13 protein-coding genes are annotated in these 12,510 nt (G+C 63.9%); 5 read left to right on the top strand and 8 right to left on the bottom strand.

What is annotated here, in order from left to right:
- Window positions 1-95: 95 nt before the first annotated feature.
- A complete protein-coding gene (locus tag C8D92_RS09400; protein WP_279338315.1) occupies window positions 96-1,130 on the bottom strand; it encodes a 3-deoxy-7-phosphoheptulonate synthase in 1,035 nt (344 codons plus the stop codon).
- Window positions 1,131-1,426: 296 nt separating this feature from the next.
- Between C8D92_RS09400 and C8D92_RS09395 the strand changes: the two genes are divergently transcribed.
- The 5 genes from C8D92_RS09395 to C8D92_RS09375 all read left to right on the top strand — a co-directional run bounded on the left by C8D92_RS09395 (window position 1,427) and on the right by C8D92_RS09375 (window position 6,783).
- Window positions 1,427-2,191, top strand: coding sequence for a secretin N-terminal domain-containing protein (locus C8D92_RS09395; protein ID WP_116919194.1), 765 nt, complete (start codon window positions 1,427-1,429; stop codon window positions 2,189-2,191).
- Window positions 2,192-2,198: 7 nt separating this feature from the next.
- Window positions 2,199-2,519, top strand: coding sequence for a DUF3301 domain-containing protein (locus tag C8D92_RS09390; protein ID WP_095611202.1), 321 nt, complete (start codon window positions 2,199-2,201; stop codon window positions 2,517-2,519).
- 76 nt (window positions 2,520-2,595) lie between these two features.
- Entirely contained in the window at window positions 2,596-4,248 is a 1,653-nt protein-coding gene (locus C8D92_RS09385; protein WP_116919193.1) for an acetolactate synthase large subunit, read from the top strand.
- A 386-nt stretch (window positions 4,249-4,634) separates the two neighbouring features.
- Entirely contained in the window at window positions 4,635-5,930 is a 1,296-nt protein-coding gene (locus C8D92_RS09380) for a pyridoxal phosphate-dependent aminotransferase (RefSeq protein ID WP_095611204.1), read from the top strand.
- A gap of 52 nt (window positions 5,931-5,982) precedes the next feature.
- Window positions 5,983-6,783, top strand: coding sequence for an inositol monophosphatase family protein (locus tag C8D92_RS09375; RefSeq protein WP_116919192.1), 801 nt, complete (start codon window positions 5,983-5,985; stop codon window positions 6,781-6,783).
- Between the two features lie 289 nt (window positions 6,784-7,072).
- On the opposite strand, the gene C8D92_RS09370 is transcribed toward C8D92_RS09375, so the two are convergent.
- From C8D92_RS09370 to C8D92_RS09340, 7 genes are read right to left on the bottom strand one after another with little or no spacing between them, the layout of a single operon-like run.
- On the bottom strand, window positions 7,073-7,867 hold the full coding sequence (locus C8D92_RS09370) for a thiazole synthase (RefSeq protein ID WP_116919191.1): 795 nt from the start codon (window positions 7,865-7,867) through the stop codon (window positions 7,073-7,075).
- Window positions 7,868-7,913: 46 nt separating this feature from the next.
- Window positions 7,914-8,114 carry a sulfur carrier protein ThiS gene (gene thiS / locus C8D92_RS09365; RefSeq protein ID WP_095611207.1) on the bottom strand — a complete coding sequence of 67 codons (201 nt, stop codon included), beginning with the start codon at window positions 8,112-8,114 and terminating at the stop codon, window positions 7,914-7,916.
- Window positions 8,111-8,530, bottom strand: a complete 420-nt coding sequence (locus C8D92_RS09360; protein ID WP_116919190.1) for a DUF423 domain-containing protein — start codon at window positions 8,528-8,530, stop codon at window positions 8,111-8,113. Before C8D92_RS09360 ends, thiS begins: the two co-directional genes overlap by 4 nt.
- Complete coding sequence (locus C8D92_RS09355; protein ID WP_116919189.1) at window positions 8,514-9,317, bottom strand: symmetrical bis(5'-nucleosyl)-tetraphosphatase; 804 nt, start codon at window positions 9,315-9,317, stop codon at window positions 8,514-8,516. The genes C8D92_RS09360 and C8D92_RS09355 overlap by 17 nt, the downstream gene beginning before the upstream one ends.
- 1 nt (window position 9,318) lies before the next feature.
- Entirely contained in the window at window positions 9,319-10,125 is an 807-nt protein-coding gene (gene rsmA, locus C8D92_RS09350) for a 16S rRNA (adenine(1518)-N(6)/adenine(1519)-N(6))-dimethyltransferase RsmA (RefSeq protein ID WP_116919188.1), read from the bottom strand.
- A complete protein-coding gene (gene pdxA, locus C8D92_RS09345) occupies window positions 10,118-11,116 on the bottom strand; it encodes a 4-hydroxythreonine-4-phosphate dehydrogenase PdxA (RefSeq protein WP_423837076.1) in 999 nt (332 codons plus the stop codon). The genes rsmA and pdxA overlap by 8 nt, the downstream gene beginning before the upstream one ends.
- Entirely contained in the window at window positions 11,116-12,507 is a 1,392-nt protein-coding gene (locus C8D92_RS09340; RefSeq protein ID WP_243402415.1) for a peptidylprolyl isomerase, read from the bottom strand. The genes pdxA and C8D92_RS09340 overlap by 1 nt, the downstream gene beginning before the upstream one ends.
- Between the last annotated feature and the right edge of the window lie 3 nt (window positions 12,508-12,510).

Genomic DNA, 12,510 nt, shown 5'->3' with positions numbered 1-12,510 from the left:
CAGCCGGTCCCAGGCACCTTCGTCGAGAGCCGAAACCGGTCGCCCTGGTGGGCGACTCCGAAGTCGGAGACATCGGCTACATTGAAACCAACCACTCACCCCAGCTCGCGAATCAACGCCTCGGTCGCTTCCCACCCCAGACACGGGTCGGTGATGGACTGGCCGTAGGTCAGTTCTCCCTCGTCTTTCTGCTTGCCCGGTACCAGGAAGCTTTCAAGCATCAGCCCGACCAGGTCGCGATTGCCCGCCTGTCTCTGGGCCATGACGTCCCTGGCGATCAGCGCTTGGCGTTCGTGATCCTTGCAGGCATTGTCGTGGCTGCAGTCGACCATCACCGCCGGATTCAGGCCGGACTCGCGCAGTTGAGCGGTGGCCGCCGCGACGCTGTCGGCGTCGTAGTTGGTGATGCCCCGTCCGCCGCGCAGTACCAGATGCGTATCGGGGTTCCCCGGGGTCCGGAGCATGGCCGGACGGCCGTGCTCGTCGGTTGCCAACCGATGGTGAGAACCGGCAGCCGACTTCATGGCATTGAGGGCCATCCCGTGCGTGCCGTCCGTACCGTTCTTGAAACCGACCGGCATGGGCATCTGGCTCGCCATTTCCCGATGGATCTGCGACTCGGTGGTGCGGGCTCCAATCGCCGTCCAGCTCACCAGATCCCCCAGGTAATCGGCCGCAATGGGATTGAGCGCCTCGGTCGCCAGCGGCAGGCCCAGCTCGGCCAGATTCAGTAGCAGCCGGCGCGAGCGGATCAACCCCTGCTCCAGATCGCCCTCACCATTGCGCTCCGGATCGTACAGCAGCCCTTTCCAGCCCACGGTCGTGCGAGGCTTTTCGAGGTAGGCGCGCATCACCAGCAGGCACCGGTCGCTGACCTGATCCGCCAGCGTCGCCAGTCGCTCACCGTATTCAAGTGCGGCGACCTCGTCGTGGACGGAACAGGGGCCGACCACGATCAGAAGCCGGTCGTCCTCGCCAGTGAGAATCCGGCGAATGGCGCGTCGATGCCCTTCGATCTGCTCCGCCAAAGCCGCTGGCCGCGGCTGCGACTCCCGCAGTTGCGCCGGGGTCGGCAGTGCCCGACTGGCCGTCGAGGCCGGTTCCGTGGTGTCCATCAATGCCATGTTCATGGTGTTGCTCCGTTCTCCGATACCAATAAAAAACCCCGACGGCTGGCTGCCAGTCGGGGTCTTTTCGGTCCGGTGGCAGCCTCGGTCTGTGCCGGGCCGCCTCCTGGGGTGTGAGGTCGCTACGCGTGGCCCGGCGTTCCGCTAAAATAGAAGCCAAACCACGCAAAATACACAGTCGCACGCGCACCCGCCGGAACACCAGCAGTGATCGCATTGATTAACGTATGGACTGTGGATAATGTCATCATGTCTGAGATCATAACGCAGACACACGGTTTTGCAACACCGGAGTATCCATGCCCCGCATCCTGACCCTCTTACTTCTGTTGGTTTCAGGAGTCGCCTTCGCGGCGCCGGAACTGCAGACTCACACGCTGCAGAACCGTCCCGCATCGGACGTCGCCGAGCAGTTGCGCCAGCTCTACCCGGACGACGCCATGACAGCAACCGCCCAGGGCCAGTCCCTGGTCATCCGCGCCGAGCCGTCGGTGCAACAGGAGATTGATACACTGCTAGAGACCATTGACGTCGCGCCCCGCCAGCTCCGTGTCACGGTGCGGTCTGGGACGAGCACGGATCAGCAGCGCACCAGCGGCGGGGTGTCCATCTCGGATGGCGAGGTGCGTGTGGGGGCCGAGAGCAAGGTCACCACCACCCGTCGCAACCGCGAACGCACACTGGTGGTGCAGGAGGGTCAGTACGCGCACATCACCTCCGGACAGGTCCGCACGCTGCCGGTCGCCATTCAGGGCGGACGAAACCCGGCCGCCATTCTCGACCAGGTCGCCATTCGATCGGGCTTTCTGGTCAGTGCCCGGGTCCTCTCAGACGAGCAGGTCGCCCTGACCATCTACGCGTTCGACAACGTCCAGAGCGACGAAGTGCCGGACGGCTACGAGACGGAGGCGGTCATGACCAAACGCCGCGCCGCCCCGGGCGACTGGGTGATGCTGGGGCAGCGCCAGACCACCCAGTCCGGCAGCCAGACGGGCATCGTGCGCAAGACCACCGGGTCGGAGCGGGACACGGGCTCGGTCCGCGTCCGCGTCGAGGTGATGTGATCCGCTCATGACGCTCCAGACCCTGTTTTTCCTGTTCCTGGCCTTTTTCCTGGCGTGGTACTGGTGGCGCGCCAAGGCCATCAGTGATTTTGTACTGACGGCGGCCCGGCGCCACTGCCGGACCATGGATGTGATGCTGCTCGACGATGCGGTCTATCTGCGAGGCGTCTGGTTCAAGCGCGACCACGAGGGGCGACTCCGTGTCTGGCGACGGTTCCTGTTCGATTTCACCTCCACCGGGGAGGAACGCTATCAGGGCCGGATCATCATGCTCGGCAGCCGCATCCTCAACATCGAGCTGGACGCCCACCGGATGCCCGAATCCTGAGCCGCCGTCGTACTTGTGCGCCGCCTGTTATCTGCACCATAGTAAGCAACACGCTGACCCGCCGGAGGAATAACGCATGCCCCTGAAAGGTTCCGATCTGTTTGTCCGGGCGCTGGAAAACGAAGGCGTCCAGTACATTTTCGCCGTTCCGGGCGAGGAGAATCTGGACCTGCTGGAATCGCTCCGAAACTCCAGCATCGAATTGATCATTAACCGTCACGAGCAGGCCGCCGGGTTCATGGCCGCCACCTATGGACGGCTGACCGGTCGAGTCGGGGTCTGTCTGTCCACGCTCGGCCCCGGCGCCACCAACCTGGTCACCGCCGCCGCCTACGCCCAGCTCGGTGGCATGCCGATGCTGATGATCTCCGGCCAGAAGCCCATCAAATCCTCCAAACAGGGGCTGTTCCAGATCATCGACACGGTCGACCTGATGCGGCCGCTGACCAAGTACACCCGGCAGATCAGTAACGCCAACACCATCCCCGCGAAGTTGCGCGAGGCGGTGCGGCTGGCTCAGGAAGAGCGCCCGGGCGCGGTGCACCTGGAACTGCCTGAGGACATCGCGGCGGAACATGCGGAAACGGACACCCACATCTTCAACCCCAGCGATGCCCGCCGCCCCACGGCCAGCGTCAAGAGTCTTGAACGGGCAGCCGACATGATCCGGGGCGCCCGGCGACCGCTGATCATGATCGGTGCCGGTGCCAACCGCAAACGGGTATCACGGGCGCTGATCCACTTTGTGGAAAGCACTGGCATTCCGTTTTTCACCACACAAATGGGCAAAGGCGTCGTGGACGAACGCCATCCGCGCTATCTGGGCAATGCGGCCCTGTCGGCTGGCGATTTCCTGCACTGTGCGATCGACCATGCGGACCTGGTGGTCAACGTCGGGCATGACGTGGTCGAGAAACCGCCCTTCTTCATGCAGCCGGGCGGCAAGGAAGTCATTCACATCAACTTCAGTGGCGCTGACGTGGACCCGGTCTACTTCCCGCAGCTGGAAGTCGTCGGTGACATCGCCAATAGCGTTGAATGGCTCGCCGAGCACTGTGGCACCTGCGAGAACCACGATTTCGGCTCGTTCATGTCGGTCAAACGGTCGGTGGAAGAGCACCTGTCCGAGCGCATCCACGACGACCGCTTCCCGATCATTCCCCAGCGGATCGTGCACGACGTTCGCGAGGTCATGCCCGAGGACGGCATCATTGCCCTCGACAACGGCATGTACAAGATCTGGTTCGCGCGCAACTACAAGGCCTACGACAACAACACCGTCCTTCTGGACAACGCACTGGCCTCCATGGGCGCGGGCCTGCCCAGTGCCATGGCCGCGGCCATGCTCTACCCGCATCAGAAAATCATGGCGGTCTGCGGCGACGGCGGGTTCATGATGAACAGCCAGGAACTGGAAACGGCCGTCCGGCTCAATCTCAACCTGGTCATCCTGGTCATCAACGACAGCGCCTACGGCATGATCAAGTGGAAGCAGGCCCAGGACGGGTTCCCAGACTACGGCCTCGATTACGACAACCCGGATTTTGTCGACTACGCCCACGCCTACGGCGCCACCGGCCACCGAGTCACCAGCGCGGACGGACTGTCCGACACGCTGAGCAATGCCCTCAATGCCGGCGGCGTGCATCTGGTGGACGTGCCGGTGGACTACAGCGAGAACCAGCGGGTGTTCAATGAAGAGTTGGCGAACCTGACCTGTCAGCTTTGATGGGGGTATTTGCCACGGAACAACACGGAAAGCGTCCTGCGGACGCGAAAAGACGTGGCGTCGGTTCGGCTGACTAAGGGATCCCAACACACCATGGAGCGGCACGACGGCCGTGTTGGGCTTTCTTCTTTCGCCCTAACCGATTGCTCTTCGCGTCCGCAGGACGCTTCCGTGTTCGTCCGTGACTTTCCGTGGCCACGTCAATCACTGTTCTTTTCCGCGCGCTTCCGCGGCAAACGCGGCCTCCCTTACGGCAATCCCCTACGCGGCGTTTTCCGGCCTTTGCCTATACTGATTTGTGAGGCCCCGGCAAACGCGGGCTTACCGACGTTGACCGGACGCCGTAGGGGCTTGCCCCGAAACGCATCTGACACACTTCCGGGATCATGGATATCCAGACCGACCATCGCTACGCGATCAACCTGAACGTGCGGGGCATCCAGCCGTCCGCCACCCTTCGCATCAACGAACTCTCCAACGAACTCAAGGCCGGGGGCCGGGACATCATCAAGCTGGGGCTTGGCCAGTCGCCATTCCCGGTGCCGGAACGGGTGACCCAGGCGCTCCGGGATCATGCCAACGAGAAGGACTACCTGCCGGTGAAAGGGCTGCGGGGGCTGCGTGAATCCATCGCCGGCTACATCAACCGCAGCGAAAAGATGCGCTTTACCTGGGAAGACGTGCTCATCGGTCCGGGTTCCAAGGAGCTGCTCTTCATCCTGCAGCTGGCGTACTACGGCGACCTGCTGATCCCGCGCCCGAGCTGGGTCTCCTATGCGCCCCAGGCGCGAATCATCGGCCGGTCCGTGCACTGGCTGCCGACCCATGCCGAGAACAACTGGCAGCTCACCGCCGAAGAGCTGGACATCATCTGCCGGGACGACCCGACGCGCCCGCGCATTCTGGTGCTGAACTACCCGTGCAACCCGACCGGCTGCTCCTATACCGATGACCAGCTGCTGGCCATCTCCAACGTGGCCCGCAAGTATGGCGTCATCCTCCTGTCCGACGAGATCTACGGCGAGGTGCACTTCGAGGGACAGCATAAGTCCATTGCCCGCTACTACCCGGAAGGCACCATCATCAGCACCGGCCTGAGCAAGTGGGCCGGCGCCGGGGGCTGGCGCCTGGGCTGCTTCGTGTTCCCGGAAGAACTGCGCCCACTTCAGGACGCCATGGCAATCATCGCCAGCGAGACCTATACCGCCACCGCCTCGCCGATCCAGCACGCGGCGATCGCGGCGTTCGACGGTGGCGAGGATCTGGACGACTATCTGATCCAGTCACGCCGGGTGCTGAAGCTGGTTGGGGAGTACCTGCATCACCGCCTGGAAAAGATGAAGGTTTGGGCCCAGAAGCCCCAGGGGGCCTTCTACCTGTTCCCGGACTTCTCCCACTATCAGGACGCTCTGGCCCGCTGGGACATCAAAACCAGTCAGGCCCTGTGTACGGCGCTGCTGGAAGACACCGGCATTGCCGTACTGCCCGCCAGCGACTTCGGGTTTGTGCCCGACAAGCTCAGTGCACGGCTGGCGTTCGTGGATTTCAACGGTGGTGAGGCGCTGGAACTGGCCGGCGGCGAGTATGCCGACAAACCACTCGATGAGGCCTTCATCGACCGCGCCTGCCCGCGCCTGAAACTGGCGATGGACAAACTCGAAGGTTGGCTGGAACGCCTCTGACGCTCATCTCTGGCATAGTAGGGGTACCATTTCCCAAAACGAAGGGTGCCCCTTGTCACTCACCGAGATTGCCGACTTTGCTGAAACCATCGCCCGGGAAGCCGGCGAACTGATCCGGCGCGAACGCGACGGCGACCGGCTCAAGACCAATTACAAGCAGAACACCGAACTGGTGACCCACGCGGATGTCATGGCGGACCGGAAAATCACGGCAGCGATTCGCGCGCGGTATCCCGACCACCGCATCCTGTCCGAGGAAACGGCCCCCAATCGGGAACTCGCCGATGATCTCGACACGCCGCTGTGGATCATTGATCCCATCGACGGCACCGTGAACTACGCCTACGGGCATCCCCAGGTCGCCGTGTCGGTGGCGTATGCCGATCAGGGCCATGTGCGGGTCGGCGTTGTCCATGCGCCATTCAGTGACGAAACCTTCCGCGCGGTGCGCGGAGACAGCGCGACCCTCAACCGGCATCCAATCCGGCACAGCGGCGCCACGGACCCCCGCCAATCGCTGTTCGCCACCGGCTTTCCCTATGGCAAAGACAATCTCGCGCCCCTGCTCCAGCGACTGGAGACCATGATCCACCACTGCCGGGACCTGCGCCGTATCGGCTCGGCGGCACTGGATATCTGCTGGGTGGCCTGCGGCCGGCTGGATGCCTACTACGAGTCCGTCAGCCCCTGGGACTTCGCCGCCGCCCGCCTGATCGCCCTGGAAGCGGGTGCGAGGGCAGGCCACTTCAGCCCGGTGCCCGAGGGCCAGCCGGAAGACCTCTGGGGGCAGGACATCCTCATTGCCGCGCCGGGGGTGTATGACGCCATTCGGGGGTTGTTGGCGGAGGAGTGAGGAGGGATTCGCCGCGGAAACCGCGGAACGACGCGGAAGAAAAGAGAAAGAATGGGTTAGCCACGGAAGACACGGAATAACACGGAAAGCGTCCTTTGGACGCGGAAAGACAGTGACAAGTTAGAGGTCGCAAGTGCCTGTTTTGGGCCCGATGAATACCGGGTGTCATTTGAGCCGGGGCACACGATCGTTTTGTCGTTTTTCCGTGTTCTTCAGTGGTTTCAGTGGCCCATTCACTCTTTGTCTTTTCTTCCGCGTCCTTCCGCGGTTTCCGCGGCGACAAACGTCTTTAGAAGAACGTCCCCTCAATCGGCGACGACGCGCTCCCGTAGGCTTTCTTCGGGATGCGCCCGGCCAGGTAGGCGTCGCGGCCGGCCTGGATGGCGTTTTTCATGGCGCGGGCCATCAGAATGGGATCTTTGGCGCCGGCAATGGCAGTGTTCATGAGCACGCCGTCGCAGCCCAGCTCCATGGCCAGGGAGGCGTCCGAGGCGGTGCCAACGCCCGCGTCCACGAGAATCGGGACGTTGGCGTTCTCGACGATCATGCGGATGTTGTAGCGGTTCTGGATGCCCAGCCCGGAGCCGATCGGGGCGCCGAGTGGCATGACCGCCACACAGCCCATCTCTTCGAGGCGCTTGCAAAGAATCGGGTCGTCGTTGGTGTAGACCATCACCTCGAAGCCGTCGTCGATCAGCGTCTGGGCCGCCGACAGGGTCTCGGGCATGTTCGGGTAGAGCGTCTTTTCCTCCCCCAGCACTTCCAGCTTCACCAGGTTGTGACCATCCAGCAGCTCGCGCGCCAGCCGACAGGTCCGGACCGCGTCCTTGGCGTTGAAGCACCCGGCGGTGTTCGGAAGGATGGTGTAGCGGTCCGGAGACACCACATCTAGCAGATTCGGTTCGTCGGGATTCTGACCAATGTTGCTGCGCCGCACCGCGACCGTGACGATCTCGGTGCCACTGGCCTCAAGCGCCTGGCCGGTCTGTTCCAGATCGCGATACTTGCCCGTACCCACCAGCAAACGGGACTGGTAGGTCCGGCCGGCAACGGTCAGGGGCATATCATGCGCCGCATCGGTCATAAGGGGTCCTCTCGTTTGGTTTGATCCGCGCTGGGCTGGGCGGCGTTCAGCCGCCGCCGATGGCGTGCACCACTTCCACCCGGTCACCCGGGTTCAGGGCGTGATCGCTGTGCCGGCTGCGCGGCACAATGTCCTCGTTGACTTCGACGGCCACCCGACGGCCGGTCAGTGACAGTTGATCCAGCAGGGCCGCGACGGACGTCTGGTCCGGGCATTCATGGGCTTCGCCGTTCAGTTCGATCTTCACCGGCGCTCACCTCCGGAATGTGATTGGGATGTCAGGGTTGCGACTGCGAGCAGCAGCCAGCCGGCCATCAACAACAGGCCGCCAAGGGGTGTTATGGGGCCGAGAAACGCCCAGTTCAACAATACCAGGCCATACAGGCTGCCACTGAACAGCCCCACACCCACAGTGAAACACAGGGCCGATGCCGTCAGCCAACGGCCTGCCAGCCCCTGCCCCGCCAGCACGCCAACGGCCAGCAATGCGAGGGCATGAAACACCTGATAACGGGCGCCGGTTTCAAACGCCGACAGCCGGTCCGGCGCCACCGCACCGTCCAGCCCATGAGCACCGAAGGCGCCCGCAACGACGCCGGTCAGCCCCAGCAGCGCCGCGACCACCACCATCCAGCGCGGGACGGCATCAGCGCCCGGGTTCATACAGCCGCTCGCCGGTGTCCAGATTCATCAGACTCAGTCGACCGCCCCAGACACAGCCGGTATCCAGGCCAATATAGCGGTCGCTGTTGGTCGCGCCGTTAAGGGCGGCCCAGTGCCCGAAGACGACTCGCGTCTGGTCGGGGCGCTCATACTGGAACCAGGGTGCGTAACCGGCCGGGCCATCGGTGCCGGTTTCCTTGGTGGCCAAATCCAGGGTGCCATCGGCCGCAATGAACCGCATGCGCGTGAAGTAATTGGTGATCAGCCGCCACCGCGCCACACCCGCGAGACCGTCGTCCCAGCGACCCGGCTCGTTGCCATACATCTCACGGAAGAACGCCTCGGCCTCAGGCCCCTGAATCACCGCTTCCAGTTCCCGCGCATACCGCTGAGCGGCATCCACAGACCAGACGTGAGGCAGCCCGGCATGCACCATCGCCAGATCGCGGTTGGCGTCATATTCCATCACCCGCTGATGCCGCAACCAGCCCACGAGTCGGTCGGCGTCCTCCGCCTCAAGAATCGGCCCGATCGTGTCCTTGGAGCGAACGCCATGACCGCCGAAAACGGCCGCCAGCAGATGCAGGTCGTGGTTGCCAAGCACCACCTTCGTGGCGTTACCGAGCCGTTCGAAGTAACGCAGGGTCCCGAGCGAATCCGGCCCCCGGTTGATCAGATCGCCCACCGACCAGAGGCAATCCCGGGACGGGGAGAAACCGACCCGGTCGAGCATCCGCTCCAGGGCGGGCAAACAGCCGTGAATATCGCCTACTGCGTAATCCGTCATATCAGGTGTCAGTATCAGGTGCGTGATCGGCCAGCCAGTCCGCAATGGCAACGTACTGCTGGAGCGTCAGGTTTTCCGGGCGCAGGCCATCGTCAATGCCCAGCGACTGCAGCGTCTCTGCCGATACCAGCGCCCCCAGCGCCTTGCGCAGGGTTTTTCGCCGGGCGTTGAAGGCGGTACGGACAACGATCTGCAGTTGCTTATAATCCGTCGTCGGATGCGGCAGCTCGCGATGCGGGATCAGTCGGACGATGGCCGAATCGACTTTCGGCGACGGCCGGAACGCTCCCGGCCCCACTTCGAACAGTGGCTGCACCCGGCAATGGTACGATGTCATGATACTCAGCCGGCCATAGTGCGGATCACCCGGCACGGCGGCCAGACGCTGCACCACCTCCTTCTGCAGCATGAAATGCATGTCTTCCACCGTCTCCGCCTGGCCGAGCAGGTGAAAAATCAGGGGCGTCGAGATGTTGTAAGGCAGGTTGCCAACCACCCGCAGGCGCTTGCCCGCCGGCGCCAGCGCCGCGAAATCCAGGGTCAGCGCGTCCGCTTCGTGAATCCGGAACTCCGGATAGTTGAAGAAGCGGGTGCGCAGAACGGGCACCAGATCCCGGTCCAGTTCGATCACCTGCAGCGCCGGCGCTTCCTGAATCAGCTCCTCGGTCAACGCGCCCTGCCCCGGACCGATTTCCACCAGCGCGTCCTCCGGCTTCGGATGAATCGACCGGACAATGCGCTCAATGACGCCTTGATCGTGCAGGAAATTCTGCCCGAAGCGCTTTCGGGCCTGGTGCGGTTTAGCCACGGCGTTGGTTCCTGTGTTGGCGGGCCATGTGGACCGCGTAATCGATGGCGGTGTGCAGGCTGCCACTGTCCGCCTGCCCGGTGCCCGCCAGATCCAGAGCGGTGCCGTGATCCACCGAAGTGCGCACGATGGGCAGCCCCAGGGTGATGTTCACAGCCCGACCGAAGCCCTTGAACTTGAGCACCGGCAGGCCCTGATCGTGATACATCGCCAGCACCGCGTCGGCCTCATCCAGCCACTTGGGCGTGAAGAGCGTGTCGGCCGGCAGTGGTCCGGTCAACGCAATGCCCTCACTCCGGAGCTGCGCCAGTGTCGGTTCGATGGTGTCCATTTCCTCGCGCCCCAGATGACCGCCTTCTCCAGCGTGGGGGTTGAGTCCGGCCACGAGAATCCGCGGCGATGCGAGCCCGAAAAAGCGGCGGAGATCCTGATCGAGGATCCGGGTGACCTGCGTCAGTCGCTCGGGGGTCACCGCATCGGCCACATCCCGCAGCGGCAGGTGTGTGGTCACCAGCGCCACCCGCAGCCCTTCAGTGGCCAGCATCATCACGACCCGGTCGACGCCACACTGCGCCTGCAGGAACTCCGTGTGCCCACTGAACGCAATGCCCGCCTCGTTGATCACCCCCTTGTGCACCGGCGCAGTCACCATGCCGTCGAAGCGCCCGCTCTGGCACCCCTGAACGGCGGTTTCGAGCGTGCGAAGCACATAGGCGCTGTTGGCGGCATCGAGTGTGCCTGCCTGGCGGCTGGCCAGCCCCGGCACCGTCAGCACCGAAAGCTGCCCGGCCGCCATGGCGGGGGTGTCACCATCCGACCAGTCGTTCAGGGTCACATCCAGACCCAACTGCGCGGCCCGCTCGGCCAGCAGATCCCGGTCAGCCACGACCACCAGGCCGGCGTCACGAGCCTGCGTTGCCAGTGAGAGACACAGATCCGGACCGATGCCCGCCGGTTCACCGGCGGTAAGCGCCAGCACGGGAGGACGCATCAGGCGGCGTCCTCCCCATCCGGTGCGCCACTGTCGTCCTGCTTGCGATCGTCGGCCAACTTGTCGGATTTGATCTCGATGAAGGCCTCGGCGCGGATCTCCCGCAGCCAGGTCTGAAGCTCCGAATCGAACTTGCGCTGGTACAGGGCCTGCCGCGCTTTATTGGTCTGGATCTGGCGCGTCATGTCTTTCTCGCGCTCGTCCCGGACTTCCAGAATGTGCCACCCAAACCGGGAACGGAACGGCTCGGTCACCACGCCCACCGGTGCCTGCATCATCTGCTCCTCGAACGCCGGGACCATCTCACCGGGGCTGACCCAACCAAGGCGACCGCCTTCATTGCCCGAAACCTTATCGTCGGAGTATTCCCGGGCCAGCGTGGCGAAGCTGGCGCCATTCCCGATGCGCTGATAAAGATCCTCGATGGTGGCCCGGGCCTCCTGCGGGGACCCGGCCTCCTGGGGGCGGATCAGGATGTGGCGCACCTGATGCTGCTCCACCATCCGGGACTGGCTCTGGTCACCACCCCGCTTGTCCACGACCTGAACCAGGTGAAAGCCGCTGCCACTCTCCAGCACGCTGGACGTCTCGCCAACCGGCAGCGACGGCACCACGTCAGAAACCAGCGATGGCAACTGACCTTCCTGACGCCACCCCAGTATGCCGCCCTCCAGCGCGTTGGTGCCGTCGGATTCGGCCACCGCCACCTGCTGAAACCCGGTGCCCGACTCGATGCGTTGGCGCAACCGCTCGATCTTTTCACGGGCCTCGGCCATCTCGGCCTCGTCATTGGTGTCGTCGACCGCGACAAGAATATGGGCCAGCTTGTACTCGGTGCTGGACTGGGCCTGGTCGGCACGCGACGCGTTGAAGTTGTCGATCTCGCGCTGGGTCACCCGTACCCGACTGCCGACCTGGCGCTGCTGGACGCGGCTGATCAGCATTTCGCGCCGGATCTGCTCCCGGGCCTGCTGGTAGCTCAGGCCTTCGCGGTTGAGCTGCGCCTCGAACTCGTCGAGCGTCATGTTGTTGCGGCTGGCGATATTGCGCATGGTGTCGTTGAGTTCGTTATCACTGATGCGCATCCCCGCCCGGTCGGCCATCTGGAGCTGAATGGCGTCCTGGATGAGCTGATCCAGCACGCGTTCCTCGAGCACGTCCCGGGGCGGCACGCCGGTCCCCTGCCCCCGCAGGCGAGAGGTCACCGTCTTGATCCGGTTTTCCAGCTCGGACTGCAGGATCACGCCGTCGTTGACGATGGCGATCACCCGGTCCAGGGGCTGTCGTTCCGCCAGTGCCGTACCGGCGCCCAGCACGGCCACCAGCCCCAGAATCAGGCTGGCCAGAAAATGGCGGTTGCGCGTCATAAACACCTCAGTCATCGAATTCATGTC

The sequence above is a fragment of the Tamilnaduibacter salinus genome (genome assembly GCF_003096655.1).
GTDB classification, from domain to species: Bacteria; Pseudomonadota; Gammaproteobacteria; order Pseudomonadales; family Oleiphilaceae; genus Tamilnaduibacter; species Tamilnaduibacter salinus.
The sequence above is the reverse complement of the archived record's forward strand: the minus strand, read 5'-3'. Positions and strand labels throughout refer to the sequence as shown.